Raw genomic sequence first — 21,155 nt, forward strand, 5'->3', positions numbered from 1 at the left:
GGCCCCTGCGGGACCGGAAAGAGGCCTGAAAGAGACTGTGGCGGAAAGCAAGCGGCCCGACTCGAAGCGACGCTCACCGGCCTCCCGGCCGGGGGGCTCGGGTCGTGTCCGCTCGCGCACGTCGCCGTCGGCCAAGAAAGACCCCCGTCCCACCGAGACCAGAGCCAAACCGGAGGCGGTCGGAGTTACCGGGCCTGCGGCGTCCGAGACCGGCCACACGCTCACCGAACCGGTCCGCCGGGCCATCGCGGCGTCGGCGGAGCGTCAGAGCGAACAGCGCCTCGGCTTCACCGCGCGCCGTGCGGCCATCCTGGCGGCCGTGGTCTGCGTGCTCACCCTGACCATCGCCGGTCCGGTGCGCACGTACTTCGCCCAGCGCACCGAGATGAAGCAGCTCGCCGCGACCGAGGCCGCGCTGCGCAAGCAGATCGCCGATCTGGAATTGCAGAAAGCCAAGCTCGGCGATCCGGTGTACATCGCGGCGCAGGCCCGCGAGCGGCTCGGCTTCGTGATGCCCGGCGACATCCCCTACCAGGTGCAGCTGCCGCCGGGAGCCGTCGTCACACCCGATACCGGCCCGGCGGCCGCGCCGGTGCGCAGCAATGATCCCTGGTACACCTCGCTGTGGCACACCATCGCCGACACCCCGCACGGGCCGCCGCCGGTCCCACCCGCCGATCCCGGGCCGCCTCCGGAACCCGGTCCAGCACCACCCCCGGCGCCCGGTGGTTGATCCCGCCGATCTCGACGCGGTGGCGCGGCAGCTCGGGCGCGAGCCGCGCGGCGTACTGGAGATCGCCTATCGCTGCCCCAACGGCGAACCGGCCGTGGTCAAGACCGCGCCCCGGCTGCCGGACGGTACTCCGTTCCCCACGCTGTACTACCTGACTCATCCGCTGCTGACCGCCGCGGCGAGCCGGCTGGAGTCCGACGGACTGATGCGCGACATGAGTGAGCGGTTGGCCCAGGACCCGGACCTTGCCGCCGCCTACCGGCGAGCTCACGATTCGTACCTGGCCGAGCGCGACGCGATCGAGCCGCTGGGCACCACGTTCACCGGTGGTGGCATGCCCGACCGAGTCAAGTGTCTGCACGTGGTGATCGCGCATTCACTGGCAAAAGGCAAGGGCGTCAACCCATTTGGGGATGAAGCACTGGCCGTGCTCGCCGCCGAGCCGGGGATGGCGGGAATCCTGGACAACGAGGAGTGGACATCAACGTAGAGACCAACCGGGTTGCGGCCATCGACTGCGGCACCAACTCGATCCGGCTGTTGATCGCAGACCTGGCCGGTGGACGCCTGCACGATGTTCACCGGGAGATGCGCATCGTGCGGCTGGGCCAAGGTGTGGACGCCACAGGGCAATTCGATCCTGACGCACTGGCCCGCACGCGGGCCGCGCTGGTCGACTACGCCGCGTTGCTCGAGCAGTTCGACGTCGGCAAAGTGCGGATGGTGGCGACGTCGGCGACTCGGGATGCAGCCAATCGTGACGTGTTCTTCGCGATGACCGCCGAGGTGCTGGACCCGGTGGTGCCTGGCGCGGTCGCCGAGGTGATCACCGGGCAGGAGGAAGCCGAGCTGTCGTTCAGCGGCGCGGTGGGCGAACTCGCTGACGCCGCAGCACCATTCATTGTTGTCGACCTCGGTGGCGGCTCCACTGAGCTGGTGGTCGGTGACAGTGGCGGCGTGCAGGCCAGCTTCTCGGCCGACATCGGATGCGTGCGGCTCACCGAACGCCGCCTACACACCGATCCGCCGACCGCGACCGAGATCGCCTCCGCCCGCGAGGTGGTGCGGGAACGTCTCGGCGAGGCGCTGCGGGCGGTACCTGTGGACCAGGTCAAAACCTGGGTGGGCGTGGCGGGGACGTTCACCACGATCGCCGCGCTGGCCCAGCGGATGACCACCTACGATCCCGCCGCGATCCACCTGTCCCGGACCGGTTTTCCGGACCTGCTCGCGGTGTGCGAACAACTCATCGGGATGACCCGCAAGCAGCGTGCGGCGCTCGGCCCGATGCACGAGGGTCGTGTCGACGTCATCGGGGGCGGTTCGATCGTTGTCGAGGAACTCGCCTACGCGCTGGGTCAGCGGGCCGGGATCGACGAGTTGGTGGTCAGCGAGCACGACATCCTCGACGGGATCGCGCTGTCACTCGCCTGAACGTCCCTCACTCGTCTTCGGGCAACACCAACGGCTCTCCGTCGGCGCCGGTCGGTGTCTTGGTGCCGGCGAGCGTAACTCCCAGCAGCGTCATGACCACGCCGATCGCGAAGTGAAGCCAGTTGTCGGCGTTGTTGAGCGGCAAGATGTTTCGCGGACCCGACAAGTCGATGAGCAGACCGTAGACCCAGAGGCCCAAGAAGATCAGGCCGCCGCCGATCAGGTACGCCCGCGCTCGGGCGAACGTGCGCGACAGGGCCAGACCGGCTACGCCGAAGCCCAGGTGCACCAGGTTGTGCACCACCGACACCCCGAAGACGCCGAACAGCGCCGAGCCTGAACCGTGCGCCCAGTGCAGCTGATCCAGATGGGTGGTCAGGCCGGGGATGAAGCCGGCGATCCCGACGGCCAGGAATGCCGCGGCGACAAGCACCGCGGCTCCCTGTACCGCCAGCAGTCCGACTCGCGCCCGCTGGAGTCTGCCGGAACGGGCTGTCTCCATGGGGCCTGCATACCCGTCAATACGGGCGGTCAACCCGTCGTCACTGCGGGGGCTGGGTGGCCGTCGAGTCCGCTGTCGCCGTCATGCGCCGGGTGAGCGTGACTCCGAGCGAGATCATCGCCACGGCGAGCACGAAGTGCAACCAGTTGTCGGCGGTGTTGACCGGAACGAAGTTGGCCTGGCTGTCGCGGTCGATGACCAGGCCGTAGAGCCACAACACCGCGTAGATGACACCGCCGCCGATCAGGTAGGCGCGCGCGGCGGTGAGGGTGCGGGCCATCAGCAATCCGGCCACGCCGAAGATCAGGTGAACGATGTTGTGCAACACCGAAACGTTGAAGATGCCCAGCAGTTGGGCCTCGGAATGATGACCGGCGACGTGCAGCATGTCGTAGTTGGTGGTGATGCCCGGGATGAACCCCAGAATTCCCACCAGAAGGAATACCGCGCCGAAGGCGATCGCGGCCTTCTGCACGTGCGAATAGCCACGGGTGTGGGTGATGTTGACTGACATGAATATTTCCCTCCCTGAGTTGTCCAGGTCCGGACGTACCCGGGGAGGGGTCAGGCAAACAAGATTCGGCTAGAGCTTGACCTTGCAGCCGCTGCCGATGTTGTGGCAGTGGTGGCCGCCGTCGCAGGCGTTACAGCGGCAGGTGCAGCCACCCGTGTGTTTGACAGGCAAGACATGCATTGCAGACCATCTCCTTTAGATGTGACTCACCTCACAATAGCGAGTCCCGGACCGTGCGTGAAGTGCCGGTTCAGAAGCGGATCAGACCGCGCAGGTTCAGTCCGGCGTGCATGTCGGCGTATCCGTGGTTGATGTCCTCGAGTGAGTACTCGCGAGTGACCAGTTCGTCGAGTTTCAGTTGTCCCGTGCGGTGCAGTTCGAGCAGCCGGGGGATGTCGCGGCGAGGGTTCGACGAGCCGAAAAGCGATCCGCGGACCTGCTTTTCGTACAGCGTCAGGTCGAACAACGACAGGTCGACGCTGGTGTCGGTCGGGTGGGGGATGGCTGTCATCACCACTCTGCCGCGTTTGCCGACCAGGCTCAGGGCCTGGGCGACATAAGCGCCTTCGGCGACATCGGTGCTGACAACGCAGACGTCGGCCATCGCGCCGTGGGTGATGTCGGCGATCAGTGCCTGCGCCTCCTCGACATTCGCGGCGGTGTGGGTGGCGCCGAACTCCAACGACCGCGTGCGTTTGTACTCGATCGGATCGAGCGCCACGATCATCCGCGCGCCGGCAATGCGCGCGCCCTGGACCGCGTTGATGCCGATCCCGCCGACGCCCATCACCACCACGACGTCGCCGTCCCGGGTTTCACCGGTACGCACTGCACTCCCATAACCGGTGGTGACACCGCAGCCGACAAGTGCGGCGGTGTCCAGCGCGACCGACGGATCGACTGTGACCACCGACGACGCCGGCACCACCGTGTACTCCGAAAACGTTCCGAGCACACACATCTGGCCCAGTTCCCGACCCCGGGCATGGAAGCGGAAGGTGCCGTCGAGTTGTGGCCCGGCGATGATCGCGGCGCCCAGTACGCACAGATTGCTCATTCCGCGGGCGCAGGGGTCGCAACGGCCGCACGCCGGAATGAAGCTCAGTACCACCGGGTCGCCCTCGGCGACGTCGTGGACGCCGGGACCGACGTCCACCACCACGCCTGCGCCTTCGTGTCCGCCGACCACCGGAAGCTGCATCGGCATGTCTCCGGTGACCAGATGGTCGTCGGAGTGGCACAGTCCGCTGGCGGTGAGCCGGACCAATACCTCGTCCTGCTTGGGCCCGTCGAGTTCGACCTCTTCGACCTCCCATTTATGGTGCAGACCCCACAGCACTGCGGCTCTGGTCTTCATGCGATCTCCTTGCTTTCAGCGCTTCTCGGGTGTCCAGGTGGCGGGCAGACGGTTGATGCCGTTGATGAAGTTGGCGATCTGAAACTCGGGCTGCGGCGCGCAGATGTCCGGGATGCGGGTGTAGACCTCGGTGAGCAGTGACCGCAGCATCGTCCTGGCAAGTGCTCCGCCGAGGCAGAAATGTGGACCGCCGCCACCGAATGCGATGTGTGGGTTGGGGTTTCGCGCGATATCGAAGGTGAACGGATCGGTGAAGACGTCCTCATCGCGATTGCCGGAGATGTACCACAACACGACCTTGTCGCCGGCCTTGATCTCCGAGCCCCGCACCGTGACGTCCTGGGTTGCGGTGCGGCGCATGTGCAGCAGCGGCGACGACCATCGCAGCACCTCCTCGACCGCGGGGTCGATCCGCCCCTCGATGTCCTCGACAAGAAGCGCCTTCTGATCCGGGAACCGCGAGAACGCGTAGATCGCCTGGGCGGAGGCGTGCCGGGTGGTGTCGTTGGAGGCGACGGCCAACAGCACGAAGAACGCCTTGAGTTCGTCGTCGGTCATCTTCTTGCCGTCGAACTCGGCCTGCACCATCCAGGTGAGGAGGTCTTCCCCGGGCTCGGCTCGACGTTGCGGGATCAGCTGCGCCGCAACCGCATGCAGGTCCATGACTGCGCCCATGAACAGTTCGAGCTCGCTCTGGTCACCACGGACTCGTGGATCGGTCCAGCCGAGCAACCGCTGGGCGGCGTTGGTCGCCTGATCGCGGATCTCTCCTTCGGGCAGACCGAAGAAACTCCCGAAGATGCGCGCGGGCAGCTTCACCGACACGAGTTCGACGAAGTCGCCCTCGCCGAGATGCGACATCTCGGTGACAAGGTCGCGTGCGTGCCCGCGAATCCAGCTTTCCAGCCGGCGCATGTTCTTGGGTTTGAACGCGTCCATCGTGATGCCGCGCAGCTGGGCGTGCCTCGGTGCGTCCATCGCGATGAACGACTGGGCGACCTCTCTGGCTTCGGGGGCGAAGTCCTCCATCGTGATGCCTTGGGCCGACGAGAATATCTCCGGATGGCGGCTCGCCATCCGAATGTCCTCCTGCTTGGTCAACGACCAGAACCCGTGAGTGTTGAGTTCCGGGGGCAGCAGGTCGGATTCCGCGGGACGGCTCCACGGCACCGGGTTCTCCCTGCGCAGGACGGCGAAGGCTTGATCGCGTTCGTCGGGGTGTTTGGCCCAGAACGACCGGGCGCTCAGGTCGATGTCACCGTGGGTGGGCGCGGTGGTGGGGGCGGTCATCGGCGTCCTCTCGTCACCGCCGCGTGCGTCGGTGTGGTTCGCGTCACGTCGGCGTCGCACCCATGGTCACCATCGCCGGGCCCACACGGGACCGGCGCGCGTGCCAATCGCTGGCCTGCGGGGGCCAGTGTCAGGACTCGATGGGCGCCCGGAAAGTCACGGACAGGCCGCCGCCGTCGCGCGTGGCGAAGTCGACGCGACCGCCCATCGCTTCGACGATCTGCTGCACGATCCACAGACCCAAGCCGGCGGTGCCGCGTTGGCCGCCGGCGCTGACGTACTTTGCCGTCAGTTCGCCGAGGTTTTCGGGGGGAATGCCCGGCCCGCGGTCGAGCACCGCAATCACCAGTTCGTTGCCGTCGCGGGCGCAGGTGACGTCGACCGGGGCGTCTCGGCTGTGCCGGGATGCGTTCTCCAACAAGTTGGTCAGCACCCGCCGGAGTCCCTGGGCGTTGATGACGACTGCGTCGAGGTCACCGATCGACGTCACCCGCAGCCGAGGAGCAGTGAGGCCGACAGCATCGCCTGCCGAGGTGACGACATCGCGGACGTCCACGCGCCGGATCCGGCCGGAGGAGAACGTGGGCCGCCGGCTCAACGCGACGTCGGAGAGCGCCTCGATCATGTCGGCCAGATGATGCACGTGGCGCTCCGCCAGCTGCAGACCGGCGTCGCGGTCGGCGGGCGACATCGGCGACGCCGAGGTGAGAGCGCTCATCAGCGCCTCGAGCGAGGCGATCGGGGTGCGGAACTCGTGAACGAGGACCTGAAGGCCGTCCTGCTGGGACTGATAGGACCGCAGCAGCCTTGCGCGCAGGTCCCGTTCTTCTTCGGCGGCGGCGTGCTCGGCCTCGGCCTCCACCAGTGCGTGTACCCGGGAGCGGTGCTCGCGCTCGGCCAGCGCCGAAAGCCCCGCGGTAATGATCGCGATACAGACGACGAAGAACGCCCACCAGCCGGTCTGCACCCCCGGAGCTACCGAGAACGGGTCCTGGGGTGAGGCTTTCAGCGCGATAGGGATGAACGCGGCGCTGAACAGGACTGCCGCCGTGAGTGCCTCGGCGAACGAGAGCCGGGCCGCCGAGGCGACGATGACGGCGACCGGCACCGCCACGACCGGGCTGTACGCACCGCCGGTGAGTGCGACAACGGCCAGGGTGAAACCCGAGTCCAGGATGGTGATCAGCCAGGAATAGCGGGTGCGCCGCACTTCCAACTGGGCATTGGCCAGCAGTACCGCGGCATACACGAGTGCGGCGCCCAGGACCGCGAACGTCGCCTGCGCATGCTCGCGGGCCCAGGCCGGGCCGATGAGCAGGACGACCCCGATCGACACGACGATCGCGGTTCGCACCGCGACCACGATGCGGGCCAGGGCGTAGCCGTCGTCGGTATTGGTCAATCGATCGAGCGGTCTCACCCGGCTGACCCTAAGGTTGGGTCTAGCATCGCGGCAATGAATGGCAGGGCCGGGGGAGCGAAGATCGTCGTGGTCATCGTCGATGACCACGAGCTGTTCGCCCAGGGCCTGGCCTTGCTGCTCACCCGCGAGTGGGGCGAGTTGTTCACCGTCGGCGGCCAGACCACGTATGTCGAAGAAGCCGCCGACCTGGTGGTCGGTTGCCAGGCGGACGTCGCCATCATCGACCTCACGATGCCGCCACTCGGCGGAGTGGCCGCGATCCGGCACATCAAGGCGCGCCATCCTACGACCCGGATCCTGGCGTTGTCGGGCACCGACGACATGGGCCTGGCCGAAGAGGCGTTACGTGCCGGCGCCGACGGTTTCCTTCCGAAGACCGCACGGCCGGAAGCACTGGCCGGGCCGTTGTGGACGATCGCCGAAGGTCTGTGCGTGCTGGACCGGACACTTCTCGATGCGCTGCTGACCACCACCCGTAGGCCGCCGTCGGCGCTGTTGGACGGTCTCTCCGACCAGGACCTGCGGTTGTGGACTCTGCTGGCCACCGGGATGGAGACCACCGACATCGCGGCCCGGCTGCTGGTCTCGGAGCGCACCGCCAAGCGCATGGTCGCTGCGCTGCTGCACAAGCTGGGAGTGACCAACCGGATCGCCGCGGCGGCCATGGCAGGTCGCTACCGCCTGCTCGACGACCTCGCCGACGCCGAGCGGCTCAGCTGACGCTGATCGCCAGGGCCGGGCACATCGCGGCAGCCCGGATCGCGCGATCACGTTCGCAGTCAGGCGGATTGGGGTCCAGCACGACGACCTGATCGGCCCCGTCGGGAAGATCGAACAGATCCGGTGCGGCCATCAGGCATTGCCCGTGGCCTTCACACAGCCGGTAATCGACGGTGATGTGCATGGCGTCAGTATCGGCTTGACGCCAGGGGTGCGGGCGGTCCGCGCGCGCCAGATCTGGCCTGGCCGGGCCACTCTCACTGCTCGAAGCGGTAACCCATGCCGGCCTCGGTCAGCAGGTGCCGCGGGTGCGACGGGTCGTCCTCGAGCTTGCGGCGCAGCTGCGCCAGATACACCCGCAGATAATGGGTCTCCTTGGCATACGCCTGGCCCCACACCTCTTTGAGCAACTCCTCGCGGCCCACCAGCTTGCCGCGGTTGCGCACCAGCATCTCGAGCATGCCCCATTCGGTGGGGGTCAGGTGAACCTCGGCGCCGTTCTTGATCACCTTCTTGGCGGCCAGATCGACTGTGAACGAATCGGTTTCGATCACCGGCTCGTCGGTCTCAGACGCCGCCGCGCCCCGGCGCACCGCCGCGCGCAACCGGGCCAGGAACTCGTCCATCCCGAACGGCTTGGTCACGTAGTCGTCGGCGCCGGCGTCGAGCGCGTCCACTTTTTCCGCGGAGTCGGTGCGGGCCGACAGCACGATCACCGGTGCGGTCAGCCAGCCACGTAGCCCACCGAGCACCTCGATGCCGTCCATATCGGGCAGTCCGAGGTCCAGCACGATCACGTCGGGCCGCTGCTCGGCAGCGGCCTTCAGCGCCGCCGCGCCGGTGGCGGCGGTGATCACCTCATATCCGCGCACGCTCAGGTTGATCCGCAACGCCCGCAGGATCTGCGGCTCGTCGTCGATCACCAGCACCTTGATCTTGCTCACGGCCGGTCTCCCGGCGGCGCGGCGAGGTCGACGATCACGGTCAGGCCGCCGCCGGGGGTGTCGGTGGCCGATATCGTGCCGCCCATTGCTTCGACGAATCCGCGAGCCACCGAAAGGCCCAGTCCGACACCGTATTTGTTGTTCCGGTCGCCGAGGCGCTGGAACGGCTCGAACAACTGCTCCTCGCTGCCGCGGGGGACGCCGGGCCCTTCGTCGATCACGTTGATGAGCATTCGCACCCCGACACGGCCCGCGTTGATCCGCACGATCGACTCGGGGGCGTACCGCAGAGCGTTGTCGACCAGGTTCGCCAGCACCCGCTCCAGCAGTCCGGCATCGGCCAGGGCCACCGCATCGCCGACGTCGACCTTCACCCGGTCCAGCCCTTTGGCGCCGAATCCGGTGGAGCCGCGGCCGATGCTCAGCAGTGCACGCTGGACCACCTCTTCGAGATACACCCGCTTGAGTTCGGGACGGACAACGCCTGCCGCCAGTCGCGACGAATCGAGCAGGTTGTCCACCAGAGCGGTCAGCTGGTCCACCGACTCCTCCACGGTGGCCAGCAGTTCGGCGGTGTCCTCTTCGGAGAAGCCGATGTCGTCGGAGCGCAGGCTCGACACCGCGGCCTTGGCCCCGGCCAGCGGAGTGCGCAGGTCGTGGCTGACCGCCGACAGCAGTGAGCGGCGCAGTTCGTCGGCCTTCTCGATCGCCTCGGCCTTGCTGGCTTCCTCGGTGAGTTCGCGCTGGCGGACCAGTCCGGCGGCCTGCTTGGCGACGGCGGTGAGAACTCGCCGGTCGCGGGCGGGCAGACTGCGCCCGGACATCAGCATCCAGAACTCGTCGTCACCGACCTCGATGGCGGTGTCGGCGGAATCGACTGTGACACAGGGGTCTTTGCCGACACACGCGACGATCTGCTCATCCCCATCGCGCACCCGCAGGATGCTCACCGCCCGCTGCGAGTAGGTTTCCCGGACCCGTTCGAGCAGTGTCGCCAGGTCCGCGCCGCGCAGCACCGAGCCGGCGAACAACGTCAGCAGCTCGGCTTCCTGAGAAGCGTGCCTGGCTTCGCGTTGTCTGCTGGCGGCTCGGTCGACCAACACCGCGACCGCGACGCCGAGCATCAACAGCACGAGTTCGGTGATCGCCGCGTCCGGTTCGGCGATCGTGAAGGTGTAGCGCGGCTCGGTGAGGAAGTAATTGAGCAGCAGACCCGACAGCATCGCCGACAGCACCGCCGGCGCCACCCCGCCGAGGAGTGCGACGATCAGCACACCGACCACGAACAGCGCGCTCTCGCCACCGATGGTCAGGTACTTGTCGAGGAACAACGCGGTCAGTGCACAGATGACCGAGGGCACGATGACGGCGGCGAGCCAGGAGATCACCCGGCGCTCACGCGGCGACGCCGAGCGCACCGAAAGTCCGCGTTTGGACTCCTCGTGGGTGACCATGTGAACGTCGATCTTGCCGGAATCCTGGACGATCGCCGCGCCGATGCCCTCGTCGAAGACGCGGGCCCACCGCGACCGGCGCGACGTGCCGATCACCAGCTGGGTGGCGTTCATCTCACGGGCGAAGTCCAGCAACGCCTTTCCCACGTCGTCGCCGACGACGGTGTGCACGGTGGCGCCCAGGCTCGCGGCCAGCTCGCGGACCTTGCCCATCTGCGGCGCGGACACCCCTGACAACCCGTCGCCGCGCACCACGTGCACGATCATCAGCTCGGCGCTGGACTTGGAGGCGATCCGGGACGCCCTGCGCACCAACGTTTCCGACTCCGGTCCACCGGTGACGGCGACGACGACGCGTTCCCGGGCTTCCCAGGTGGCGGTGATCTTGTTGTCGGCCCGGTACTTGGCCAGGGCGGCGTCGACCTGATCGGCCAGCCACAGCAGGGCCAGCTCGCGCAGCGCGGTCAGGTTGCCCCGGCGGAAGTAGTTCGACAGCGCGGCGTCGACCTTCTCCGGTGCGTAGACGTTGCCGTGAGAAAGCCTGCGCCGCAAAGCCTCCGGAGTGATATCTACCAACTCGATCTGCGAGGCGGCGCGGACGATCTCGTCGGGCACGGTCTCCTGCTGCTCGATGCCGGTGATCTGCGCGACGACGTCGTTGAGGCTCTCCAGGTGTTGGACGTTGACCGTCGAGATCACGGAGATGCCGGCCTCGAGCAGCTCCTCGACGTCCTGCCAGCGTTTGGGATTCTTGCTGCCCGGGGTGTTGGTATGCGCCAGTTCGTCGACCAGCACGACCTGCGGCTTGCGGGCGAGTACGGCGGGCACATCGAGTTCGGGGAACCTGGTGCCGCGATAGTCGATGTAGCGCGGCGCGATGACCTCGATGCCGCTCAGCAGTTCGGCAGTCTTCTTCCGGCCGTGCGTCTCGACCACGGCGGCCACCAGATCGGTGCCGCGCTCCAGACGGCGGTGCGCCTCGCCGAGCATCGCGAACGTCTTGCCCACGCCCGGGGCGGCACCGAGGTAGATGCGCAACTCGCCTCGCTTCGGCCGGGGGCCGGGCGAGGCGGGCTGCGAGTCGCTCTCGGACGACGTGTCCGGCGGCGGCTCGCCGCCGGACGTCACGCGTGGCGGTTGGAGGGAGTCCACGCCTCTATTATTCGCAGATCGATCCACCGCTCGATCAGCTCTTCATCGGGAACTTCTCGTCCAGCGCAACGTTGAGCTCGAGGACGTTGACACGTGGCTCACCGAAGACACCGAGTGTGCGCCCGTCGGTGTGGTCGGCGACAAGACCCCGAACCTCATCGGCGCTGACACCGCGGGCCTTGGCGACGCGCGCGATCTGCAGATCGGCGTAGGCGGGCGAGATGTTCGGGTCGAGGCCGCTGCCGCTGGCGGTGACCGCGTCGGCGGGTACCGCGGGCGCACCGGCCGCACCCTTGATCGGGACGATCTGGCCGGTCGAGTAGTCCTCGCCGAACTTGGCGCATTCCACCCGCACGCCCTCGTAGGTCGCGAGGAACGGCGTTGTCGTGCTCTGGCACGGCTCGTTGACGCTGACGACCTTGGTGGGGGCCGCGACGTTTCCGCGGGCGTCGCGCGGCCCGATCACCGACAACACCGCGCCGACACCGTCGCCGGTGCAGAACGGGCGCATGCCGTCGACGCCCTCGAGGTCGCCGATCGCCTTGCTGCGCGAGCAGACCAGGGACAGCAGGCTGGCCTTGTAGCCGTTGGAATCCGCGGGAGCGGTGGGATCACCAGGGGTGTCCACGATGCTCTCCGGGCCCAGGTTCGACGCGCTGGTGGCCAGCGGGTCGTATCCGTTGCCGGCCGCCGACGGACGGCTCTGGAAATACTGCGGCAGCGGGTTGCCCTTCTCGTCGGCGAACGATTGGCCGATCAGGCTGGAGCCCAACAGCTTTCCGTTCACCTCGATGATCGAACCGTCGGCCTTGTCCTTGAGTCCGGGGATCTGAGCCACCAGCCAGATGAACAGCGGATAGCCGACTCCGACGATGACGGTGAGTACCAGCAGCGCGCGTAGCGCCGCCCAGTGTTGACGAACGAGAGTGGAGAAGTTCATGTCACATCCCTGGCAAGAATTGGACGACGAGGTCGATCAGTTTGATCCCGATGAAGGGAGCGATGATCCCGCCGAGGCCGTAGATGTAGAGGTTGCGGCTCAGCAGCTTGGAGGCGCTGCTCGGCGTGTATTGAACGCCCCTCAGCGACAACGGAATCAGCGCGATGATGACGAGTGCGTTGAAGATGACCGCGGACAGGATGGCCGACTGCGGGCTGTGCAGCCGCATGATGTTCAGCAGGTCCAGGCCGGGGAACAGCGCGACGAACATCGCCGGAATGATCGCGAAGTACTTGGCGATGTCGTTGGCGATCGAGAACGTGGTCAGCGCGCCGCGGGTGATCAACAGCTGCTTGCCGATCTCGACGATCTCGATGAGCTTCGTCGGGTCGGAGTCCAGATCGACCATGTTGCCGGCCTCTTTGGCCGCCGACGTGCCGGTGTTCATCGCCACCCCCACGTCGGCCTGTGCGAGCGCGGGCGCGTCGTTGGTGCCGTCGCCGGTCATCGCGACGAGCTTGCCGCCCTCCTGCTCCTGCTTGATCAGCGCGAGCTTGTCCTCCGGGGTGGCCTCGGCAAGAAAGTCGTCCACCCCGGCCTCATCGGCGATCGCCTTGGCGGTCAACGGATTATCGCCGGTGATCATCACCGTGCGGATGCCCATCTTGCGCATCTCGTCGAAGCGCTCCCGCATGCCCTGCTTGACGACATCCTTGAGATGGATGACACCCAGGACCTCCGCCTTCTCGTCGACCACCTGTCCGACGACCAGCGGAGTACCACCGGCCGCGGAGATGCCGTCGACGATGTCGCCGAGCTGGGCCGGTACGGAACCGCCCTGGTCGCGTACCCACTGCGCGACGGTACTGGCCGCACCCTTGCGCAGCAGGTGCCCGTTCTCCAGGTCGACACCGGACATCCTTGTGGCGGCCGAGAATTCGACCCAGCTCGCATTGACGAGTTCGCCGGGGGTGCGCGCCCGCAGGCCGAAATTCGACTTGGCGAACACCACGATGGACCGTCCCTCGGGGGTTTCGTCGGCCAGGCTGGACAACTGTGCCGCGTCGGCGAGTTGCTCCGGGGTGACGCCGTCCAGCGGAACGAAGTCCGCCGCCTGCCGGTTGCCGAGTGTGATCGTGCCGGTCTTGTCCAGCAGCAGGGTGTTGACATCGCCGGCGGCTTCGACCGCGCGGCCGGACATGGCCAGGACGTTGCGTTGCACCAACCGGTCCATGCCTGCGATACCGATGGCCGACAGCAGCGCGCCGATGGTCGTCGGGATCAGGCACACCAGCAGTGAGACCATGACGATGCCGGACACACCGTCGGCTGTCAGGGACAGCGAGTCGGGCACACCGGGATTGTTGGCCTTGGAGAAGATCGCCAACGGCTGCAATGTCGCCACCGCGAAGATGAAGATCATCGTCAGCGCGGCGAGCAGGATGTTCAGCGCTATCTCGTTGGGCGTTTTCTGCCGGTTGGCGCCCTCGACGAGCGCGATCATCCGGTCGATGAAGCTCTCGCCGGGCTTCTGGGTGATCTTGACGACGATGCGGTCACTCAACACGGTGGTGCCGCCGGTCACCGCGGAGCGATCGCCGCCGGACTCGCGGATTACCGGCGCGGATTCTCCGGTGATAGCCGACTCGTCCACCGAGGCAATGCCTTCCAGCACATCGCCGTCGCCGGGTATCACCTGGCCGGCTTCAACCACCACGGTGTCACCCTGGCGAAGCAACGGCGCCGCGACTTCTTCTTCACGCCCAGGCTGACCCGGCTCCCATCCGATGAGTCGGCGAGCCATGGTGTCGGCCTTGGTCTTTCGCAGCGACTCGGCCTGCGCCTTGCCGCGGCCTTCGGCCACCGCCTCAGCCAGGTTGGCGAAGATCACGGTCAGCCACAGCCAGAACACGATGAGCCAGCCGAACCAGTTCGGGTCGACGATCGCGAGGATGGTGCTCCAGACCGCGCCGATCTCCACGATCAGCATGACTGGGTTGCGCCACAGCGTGCGCGGGTCGAGCTTGCGGAGCGCGTCGGGCAACGACGTCAGGAGCATCCTGGGGTCGAGAAGTCCGCCCTGCACCTGTTTCTTCTTGGCGCCCGTATCGAGACGGGGCTCAACTGCGGTAACGGTCATGGTCAGTGAATTCCTTCAGCAAGGGGCCCGAGCGCAAGCATGGGCAGGAAGGTCAGGGCCACCAGGATGAGTGTCACGCCGGCGACCATGCCGACGAACTGGGGCCGATGCGTGGGCAGGGTGCCGATCGACTCGGGGGTGTGGCCCTGTCTGGCAAGGGCCCCGGCGAGTGCGAGCACCAGGATGATCGGCAGGAATCGGCCGAACACCATCGCCAACCCCAGAGCCGTGTTGTACCACTCGGTGTTGACGCTGATGCCGGCGAACGCCGAACCGTTGTTGTTGGCCGCGGAAGTGAAGGCGTACAACACTTCCGACAAACCGTGCGGCCCGGTGTTCAACATTCCTGCTCGCTGGCCGGGCATGGCCATCGCGATCGCGGTACCGGTCAGCACGATCAACGGCGTCACAAGGAAATAGCTTGCGGCCAGCTTGATTTCGCGAGGGGTGATCTTCTTGCCCAGGTACTCCGGGGTGCGTCCGACCATCAGGCCGGCAACGAAGACGGTGATGACAGCCAGGATCAGCATGCCGTACAGGCCCGACCCGGTACCACCGGGCGCGACCTCACCGAGCTGCATGTTGAACAATGTCATCATGCCGCCGAGGCTGGTGTAGGAGTCGTGGAACGAATCCACGGCGCCGGTCGAGGTGAGTGTGGTGGCGTCGGCGAAGACGGCCGAGTTCGCAACTCCGAACCGCTGTTCGACACCTTCCATGGCCGACCCGACGGCGGTGGGCACGGTGCCGTGGCCCTGTAACTGGAACTGGAGCATCAGCGTGACACTGATCAGTGCGAGCAAGCCCATCACCGCGGCGATCGCGTAGCCCTGCTTGCGGCTGTCGACCATGCGTCCGAAGGTGCGCGGCAGCGAGAAGCTGATCACCAGCAGCAGAAAGATCTCCACCCAGTTGGTCCAGGTGGTGGGGTTCTCGAACGGATGCGACGAGTTGGCGTTATAGAACCCACCGCCGTTGGTGCCCAGCTCTTTGATGGCCTCCTGGCTGGCCACCGGGCCGCCGGTGATGGTCTGTTGCGCGCCGGCCAGGGTGTTGACCACCTGGTCGTGCAGATGGAAGTTCTGGATCGCACCGCCGGCGATCAGAATGATCGCGGCTACAACTGAAATCGGGAGCAGGATCCGCAGGGTGCCGCGAACGAGGTCGACCCAGAAGTTGCCCAGTTCGGTGGCGTTGCGGCGGGCGAAGCCGCGCACCAGCGCGACCGCGACGGCCATCCCGACTGCGGCGGAGACGAAGTTCTGCACTGCCAGGCCGGCCATCTGAACGAGGTGGCCCTGGGTGGATTCACCCGAGTACGCCTGCCAGTTGGTGTTGGTGACGAAGCTGACCGCGGTGTTCCACGCCAGCGCGGGCGTCATCGGGGTGCCGGGGTCGTTGAGATGCAGTGGCAGCTTGCCCTGCACCAGTTGGAAGACGAACAGGAACAGGATGCTGATCGCCGAGAACGCCAGCACACTGCGGGCGTAGGCGCCCCAGGTCTGCTCCGAGCGCGGGTCGGCGCCGATCAGTCGGTAGATGACCCGTTCGACGCGGTTGTTCTTCTCCGACGAGTAGACGCGGTACATGTAGTCGCCCAGCGGCACGTGCACGGCCGCCAGCGCGAGGATCAGCAGGACGAGGAATACGATCCCCGCCGACGTGGTCGTCACTAGAACCTCTCGGGGAACAACAGGGCCGCGGCGACGAACAGCGCCAGCAGCACGGACAAGATCAAGCCGACGACGTTCTCGTAGCTCACAGTCGCTCGACCAGCTTCTGAACCAGGCCGAGCAGAGCGAAGATCGCCACCGTCAGCACGATGTATATGACGACACCCATGTGTCTTCTCCTGTCAGGACAAACCCGCTAGACCCCGCCGCCTGCGTGCAGGGCCTTCACGAAGTTAGATCGCGAATTCACCGGTCACTGCGGCTGTTGACGGTTTCTTTACGGTGCGGTGCGGCACCTTAACGACGTTGTTCCGGCCTCCGTTCCTACCGGGTCCGCCCCGCGGAAATGGTGTAAGGATTCTCGATGCCGGATCAGGTGCTGCAGCAGAGGCCAAAGTCCCTTGAGGCCGTCGGCGCGGTCGCTTCAACGATTCCGGTCGCCGGACTCAGCGAGCCCACAGCGCGATCGGAGCCGTCCCCACGATTGACGGCGCAACGTCGAGGAGAGGGGAAGGAAGAAGGTTTGCGGTGACACTGTCGACAAGTTTTCGGTCCTGGGTCCGGGCCTGTCCGCCGGTCGAGCATCCGGAGATACGCCGGATGATCGGTTGCCGGGACGCATGCGCGCCCGCCGAGGTGTCGTACCCGGCCGGTGCGTTGCGCGACGCGCTGGTGGCACGGTGGGTGCGTGAGCACAGGTGGGCCGTCGATGTCCGCTCTGTCGCGGAGTTGCATTCGGCCATCTCGGTCGGCATCCATCCGGTGCGGATGACCGTCCACGCCGACCGGTTGGGTAGCGGTGGGATTCGCCGGGCGAGTGCTGCCGGTGTGGGCGGGCTGGTGCTCAGCCGTCGCGAGCAGATCGCGACATTGCGCGCCGACCACATTCATCATGTCCTGTTGCGCATGTCCGACGCGACGGTGCGCATCTCCGACAATGTAACGGACGCGGTGATCGGCTGCCGGTCAACGGTTTTGGTCGGACTGCTGTGTGAGATCGGTGCGGCCGGCGGCTGCTCCGCCGCGGTCGGCGGCACGCTCGCCGAGATGGATCACATCCGTCGTCGGCACAATGTCGTGCTGACCCGACTCGTCGTCGGACTCGGCGATGCCCTCCCGGCCGCCGGTAGTTCAGTGGTTCGCCGTGACCTTGCCGAAGAGATCGGTGAATCTGTCGACGACGCCTGCGCAGCGTTGCGTTTCCCGCGTCCCGTGGTTGTCATGGCGGCGTGATCAGGCGTGAAAACCGTTGTCACTGGCCACGTTCGGCGTAGCCGTCCTCGACTTGCTCTTTGAGCGGACCCCACCACCACTCGTTGTCGCGGTACCACGCGATCGTGCTCGTCAGTCCCTCGGTCAGGTCGGTGTGCGCCGGGGTCCAGCCGAGTTCGGTGCGCAGCGCACTGGCGTCGATCGCATAGCGCAGATCGTGGCCGGCCCGGTCGGGGACATGGTCGAAATCGTCGGCGTCACGGTCCATCAGCTGCAGGATGAGCCGTAGCACCGACAGGTTGTCCCGCTCGCCGTCGGCGCCGATCAGGTAACTGGATCCGCTCACGCCGTCTTCCAGGATGCGCCACACCGCGCTGTTGTGGTCCTCGACATGGATCCAATCGCGGACGTTGGCGCCCGTGCCGTACAGCTTGGGCCTGCGGCCGGTCAGGATGTTGGTGATCTGGCGCGGGATGAACTTCTCGATGTGCTGATACGGCCCATAGTTGTTGGAGCAGTTGGAGATTGTCGCGCGCACCCCGTACGACCGCACCCAGGCGCGCACCAGTAGGTCAGCCGAGGCCTTGGTCGCCGAATACGGGCTCGACGGGTTGAACGGAGTCTGCGCGGTGAACCGCTCGTCGCCGTGCAGCGGCAGATCGCCGTACACCTCGTCGGTGGAGACGTGGTGCAACCGCACCTTATGCCTGCGAATGGCTTCCAACACCGAGAACGTGCCGACGACGTTGCTCCGGACGAACGGCGCGGGACCGGCCAGCGCGTTGTCCACATGGGTTTCGGCGGCGAAATGCACCACGGCATCGGACTCGGCGACCAGCGTGTTCACCAACGACTCGTCGACCAGGTCGCCTTCGACCAGCCGGATCTGATCGTCGACGGAGCGCAGCGAGTCGCGGCTGCCGGCATAGGTGAGGGCATCCAGGACGGTCACCGACACCTCGGGCCGCTCCTGCACGGTGCTGTGGACGAAGTTCGCGCCGATGAAACCGGCGCCGCCGGTCACCAACAGCCGCATGACGCCACCCTAACGGGCCGGCGGAACGCTCACCCCTTCGCGGTCAGCCCCAGCGGCCCGGCCAACTCGGTCAATGTCGGCAGCAGCTTGTCCCAGCCGCCGAGCACCTGGATGGTCACGTGGTCGGCGCCGTTGTCGAGGTGTTCGGCCAGCCGCGCGGCGATGGCGTCGGCCGTTCCGTGGGCGACCACGGCGTCGATCAACTTGTCGCTGGCCGGCGGTGCGACGTCGGCGTCGGTGAATCCCAGTCGTTTCCAGTTGTTGACGTAGTTGCTGAGCCCCAGATAGAAGCCGACGCTGTCACGGCCGAGCTCGCGGGCTTCCTCGGCCCCTTGTGCGTCCGGGGTGCTCAGCACCACCTTGTGTTCGGGTGCCAGGAACACCGTCGGACCGACCAGATTGCGCGCCTGCCCGGTGTGCTCGGGGGTGGTCAGGTAGGGATGCGCACCGGCACTGCGTTGTGCGGCCAGATGCAGCACCTTCGGGCCGAGCGCGGCGATCACCCGGCGGCTGGTCGGCACATGCTTGTCGTCGAGTTTGTCGAGATAGTTCACCAGCGCCTCGTAAGGCTTGGTGTACTCCTGGGTGTGCTCCGGGTGCCCGACGCCCACCCCGAGCAGAAACCGCCCCGGATAAGCCTTTTCGATACGGTGGTAGGACTCGGCGACCTCATCGGCCGGTGCGCTCCAGATGTTGACGATCCCGGTGGCGACCGACAGGTCCTCGGTCTGCTCGAGGATCGGCTCGACGAACGACAGGTCGGCGGCCGGTGAACCGCCGACCCACACCGCGCCGTAGCCCAGCCGCTCGATCTCGACTGCCTGGTCCGGTGTGACCGGGCCACCGGTCCACACCCCGTAGCGGCCGAGATCTGGTTTGAGCAGCGACGGATTGGTCACGAGTCCCCCTCGTTACGGTTGGTTGAGTCCCTACGGTTGTTTGAGACCCAGGGGCACGGCCAACGCGGCCAGTGCATCCACCAGCTTGTCAGACGAGGTGAGCACCTGGACGGGCACGTGGTCGGCACCTGCCTCGAGATGCTGGGTGAGCCGGGCCGCGATCGCCTCGGGGGTGCCGTAGGCCACGACGGCGTCGACCAGCCGGTCGCTGCCGGGCTTGGCGACGTCGTCGTCGTTGAATCCCAACCGTTTCCAGCTGTTGAGGTAGTTCTGCAGGTTGAGATAGATGTCCAGGGCCTGCCTGCCGACTGCGCGCGCCTGGTCTGCGTCAGTGGTCAGCACCGCTTTGTGCTCGGGCGCCAGGAACGCCTCAGGTCCGATCAGCTGCCGCGCCTCGGCGGTGTGCTCCGGCGTGGTCAGGTAGGGGTGCGCACCGGCCGCACGGGCGGCCGACAGCTTGAGTACCTGCGGGCCCAGCGCCGCGACAACGCGCCGATTCTCCGGCACCCCGTACTCGTCGAGTTTGTCGAGGTAGCCCCGTAGCGCGTCGATCGGCTTCTGGTATTGCTGGTGCGCCTCGGGATGTCCGACGCCGATGCCGAGGATGAATCGGCCGGGGTATGCCTTCTCGATACGGTGGAACGACTCGGCGACCGGGCCGGCCCCGGCGGTCCAGATGTTGACGATGCCGGTGGCCACCTTGAGTGTGGTGGTGTTCTCCAGAATCGGCTCCACCCAATCCAATTCGGCAGGTGGTGAGCCGCCCACCCACACCGCGCCGTAGCCGAGGGCCTCGATCTCTTTGGCTTGCTGCGGGGTGACCCCGCGACCGAACGACCCGAACCTGCCCAGATCCGGCTTGGTGTCTGTCATCGATCTGTCCTTCCGGTCAGCCCAGCCCGAGCGGGCCTGCGAGATCGGCCAAAGTCGGGACGACCTTGGCCTGCGAGGTGAGCAATTGGATCGGGACGTGGTCGGCGCCGGCCTCGAGGTGCTCGGTGAGCCGCGACGCGATCGTGTCGGGGGTGCCGTAGACGATCAGCGCATCCACGAGCCGGTCGCTGCCGGGGCGGGTGATGTCGTCATCGGTGAAGCCAAGCCGCTTCCAGTTGTTGAGGTAATTGCTCAGCCCGAGATAAAGCTCGAGCGTCTTGCGGCCGACAGCTCGGGCGTGCTCGACGTCGGTGGTCGGGACGACGGGTACCGCGGGCGCCAGGAACGCATCGGGACCGATCAGTTCGCGTGCTCGCGCGGTGTGCTCGGGGGTGACGAGGACAGGGTGGGCGCCGGCGCTGCGCCGGGCCGACAGCTTCAGGACCTGCGGACCCAGCGCGGCCAATGCGCGGTGCTCTCGCGGTACGCCCCGCTCGTCCAGCACGTCGAGGTAGGCGTTGAGGGCGGTGATCGGTTTGGTGAACTCGGCGTCGGCCTCGGGATGGCCGACACCGAGGCCAAGCAGGAATCGCCCCGGGTGCGCGTTCTCGATGCGATGGAACGAGGCGGCGACCGCCTCGGGCTTGGCGGTCCAGATGTTGACGATGCCGGTGGCCAGCTTCAGAGTTCTGGTCGCGGCGAGTGCGGGCTCCACCCAGTCGAGCTCGGCGGGCGGCGAGCCCGCCACCCACACCGCGCCGTAACCGAGCGCTTCGATTGCCGAGGCGTCTTCGGGCGTGACGCCCATGCCGAAGGACGCGAACCTACCGAGATCGGGTTTGGCGCTCATGGCCGCTAC

The 21,155-nt window shown here is 66.8% G+C and carries 21 protein-coding genes; 5 read left to right on the top strand and 16 right to left on the bottom strand.

Annotated features, from left to right (window positions below; all coding sequences use genetic code 11):
* Positions 1 to 37 precede the first annotated feature (37 nt).
* From BST42_RS23060 to BST42_RS23070, 3 genes are read left to right on the top strand one after another with little or no spacing between them, the layout of a single operon-like run.
* On the top strand, positions 38 to 733 hold the full coding sequence (locus tag BST42_RS23060; protein ID WP_083121654.1) for an FtsB family cell division protein: 696 nt from the start codon (positions 38 to 40) through the stop codon (positions 731 to 733).
* A complete protein-coding gene (locus BST42_RS23065; RefSeq protein WP_083121655.1) occupies positions 726 to 1,223 on the top strand; it encodes a DUF501 domain-containing protein in 498 nt (165 codons plus the stop codon). Before BST42_RS23060 ends, BST42_RS23065 begins: the two co-directional genes overlap by 8 nt.
* Complete coding sequence (locus BST42_RS23070; protein ID WP_083121656.1) at positions 1,208 to 2,167, top strand: Ppx/GppA phosphatase family protein; 960 nt, start codon at positions 1,208 to 1,210, stop codon at positions 2,165 to 2,167. The genes BST42_RS23065 and BST42_RS23070 overlap by 16 nt, the downstream gene beginning before the upstream one ends.
* 7 nt (positions 2,168 to 2,174) lie before the next feature.
* Here the strand turns inward: BST42_RS23070 and BST42_RS23075 are convergent, their stop codons facing one another.
* The 5 genes from BST42_RS23075 to BST42_RS23095 form a co-directional block, all read right to left on the bottom strand.
* The gene (locus BST42_RS23075) at positions 2,175 to 2,669 is read right to left on the bottom strand and encodes a DUF4383 domain-containing protein (protein WP_083121657.1); all 495 of its coding nucleotides are present in this window, start codon (positions 2,667 to 2,669) and stop codon (positions 2,175 to 2,177) included.
* Positions 2,670 to 2,709: 40 nt separating this feature from the next.
* Entirely contained in the window at positions 2,710 to 3,183 is a 474-nt protein-coding gene (locus BST42_RS23080; protein ID WP_083121658.1) for a DUF4383 domain-containing protein, read from the bottom strand.
* A gap of 250 nt (positions 3,184 to 3,433) precedes the next feature.
* Positions 3,434 to 4,540 (bottom strand): NDMA-dependent alcohol dehydrogenase, encoded by a 1,107-nt coding sequence (locus BST42_RS23085; protein WP_083121659.1) that lies wholly within the window; start codon positions 4,538 to 4,540, stop codon positions 3,434 to 3,436.
* Between the two features lie 15 nt (positions 4,541 to 4,555).
* The gene (locus tag BST42_RS23090; protein WP_083121660.1) at positions 4,556 to 5,830 is read right to left on the bottom strand and encodes a cytochrome P450; all 1,275 of its coding nucleotides are present in this window, start codon (positions 5,828 to 5,830) and stop codon (positions 4,556 to 4,558) included.
* A 130-nt stretch (positions 5,831 to 5,960) separates the two neighbouring features.
* Positions 5,961 to 7,250: a sensor histidine kinase gene (locus BST42_RS23095; RefSeq protein WP_237159559.1), complete on the bottom strand. Its 1,290-nt coding sequence runs from the start codon at positions 7,248 to 7,250 to the stop codon at positions 5,961 to 5,963.
* 36 nt (positions 7,251 to 7,286) lie between these two features.
* Here BST42_RS23095 and BST42_RS23100 point away from each other — a divergent pair, with 36 nt between their 5' ends.
* Positions 7,287 to 7,973, top strand: coding sequence for a response regulator transcription factor (locus tag BST42_RS23100; protein WP_083121661.1), 687 nt, complete (start codon positions 7,287 to 7,289; stop codon positions 7,971 to 7,973).
* Here the strand turns inward: BST42_RS23100 and BST42_RS23105 are convergent.
* From BST42_RS23105 to BST42_RS30150, 7 genes are all read right to left on the bottom strand, one after another.
* A complete protein-coding gene (locus BST42_RS23105) occupies positions 7,966 to 8,157 on the bottom strand; it encodes a ferredoxin (protein WP_083121662.1) in 192 nt (63 codons plus the stop codon). The genes BST42_RS23100 and BST42_RS23105 overlap by 8 nt on opposite strands.
* Before the next feature lie 73 nt (positions 8,158 to 8,230).
* Positions 8,231 to 8,917 (bottom strand): response regulator, encoded by a 687-nt coding sequence (locus tag BST42_RS23110; RefSeq protein WP_083121663.1) that lies wholly within the window; start codon positions 8,915 to 8,917, stop codon positions 8,231 to 8,233.
* Positions 8,914 to 11,409, bottom strand: coding sequence for a DUF4118 domain-containing protein (locus tag BST42_RS23115; protein ID WP_083121713.1), 2,496 nt, complete (start codon positions 11,407 to 11,409; stop codon positions 8,914 to 8,916). The genes BST42_RS23110 and BST42_RS23115 overlap by 4 nt, the downstream gene beginning before the upstream one ends.
* A 148-nt stretch (positions 11,410 to 11,557) precedes the next feature.
* Positions 11,558 to 12,463 carry a potassium-transporting ATPase subunit C gene (locus BST42_RS23120; protein ID WP_083121664.1) on the bottom strand — a complete coding sequence of 302 codons (906 nt, stop codon included), beginning with the start codon at positions 12,461 to 12,463 and terminating at the stop codon, positions 11,558 to 11,560.
* Between the two features lies 1 nt (position 12,464).
* The gene (gene kdpB, locus BST42_RS23125; protein WP_083121665.1) at positions 12,465 to 14,603 is read right to left on the bottom strand and encodes a potassium-transporting ATPase subunit KdpB; all 2,139 of its coding nucleotides are present in this window, start codon (positions 14,601 to 14,603) and stop codon (positions 12,465 to 12,467) included.
* A 2-nt stretch (positions 14,604 to 14,605) separates the two neighbouring features.
* Positions 14,606 to 16,276 (bottom strand): potassium-transporting ATPase subunit KdpA, encoded by a 1,671-nt coding sequence (gene kdpA, locus BST42_RS23130; protein ID WP_083121666.1) that lies wholly within the window; start codon positions 16,274 to 16,276, stop codon positions 14,606 to 14,608.
* On the bottom strand, positions 16,276 to 16,365 hold the full coding sequence (locus BST42_RS30150; protein WP_102808100.1) for a potassium-transporting ATPase subunit F: 90 nt from the start codon (positions 16,363 to 16,365) through the stop codon (positions 16,276 to 16,278). Before BST42_RS30150 ends, kdpA begins: the two co-directional genes overlap by 1 nt.
* 439 nt (positions 16,366 to 16,804) lie before the next feature.
* Here BST42_RS30150 and BST42_RS23140 point away from each other — a divergent pair, with 439 nt between their 5' ends.
* A complete protein-coding gene (locus tag BST42_RS23140; RefSeq protein WP_133057505.1) occupies positions 16,805 to 17,509 on the top strand; it encodes a type III PLP-dependent enzyme domain-containing protein in 705 nt (234 codons plus the stop codon).
* A 19-nt stretch (positions 17,510 to 17,528) separates the two neighbouring features.
* Here BST42_RS23140 and rfbB read toward each other — a convergent pair whose 3' ends face one another.
* From rfbB to BST42_RS23160, 4 genes are read right to left on the bottom strand one after another with little or no spacing between them, the layout of a single operon-like run.
* Positions 17,529 to 18,524, bottom strand: coding sequence for a dTDP-glucose 4,6-dehydratase (gene rfbB / locus BST42_RS23145; protein WP_083121669.1), 996 nt, complete (start codon positions 18,522 to 18,524; stop codon positions 17,529 to 17,531).
* Between the two features lie 29 nt (positions 18,525 to 18,553).
* Entirely contained in the window at positions 18,554 to 19,423 is an 870-nt protein-coding gene (locus tag BST42_RS23150; RefSeq protein ID WP_083121670.1) for an LLM class F420-dependent oxidoreductase, read from the bottom strand.
* 30 nt (positions 19,424 to 19,453) lie between these two features.
* A complete protein-coding gene (locus BST42_RS23155) occupies positions 19,454 to 20,296 on the bottom strand; it encodes an LLM class F420-dependent oxidoreductase (protein ID WP_083121671.1) in 843 nt (280 codons plus the stop codon).
* Between the two features lie 16 nt (positions 20,297 to 20,312).
* Complete coding sequence (locus BST42_RS23160; protein WP_083121672.1) at positions 20,313 to 21,146, bottom strand: LLM class F420-dependent oxidoreductase; 834 nt, start codon at positions 21,144 to 21,146, stop codon at positions 20,313 to 20,315.
* Between the last annotated feature and the right edge of the window lie 9 nt (positions 21,147 to 21,155).

Origin of the sequence: Mycolicibacterium rhodesiae (genome assembly GCF_002086695.1) — a bacterium.
Classification (GTDB): Bacteria; Actinomycetota; Actinomycetes; order Mycobacteriales; family Mycobacteriaceae; genus Mycobacterium; species Mycobacterium rhodesiae.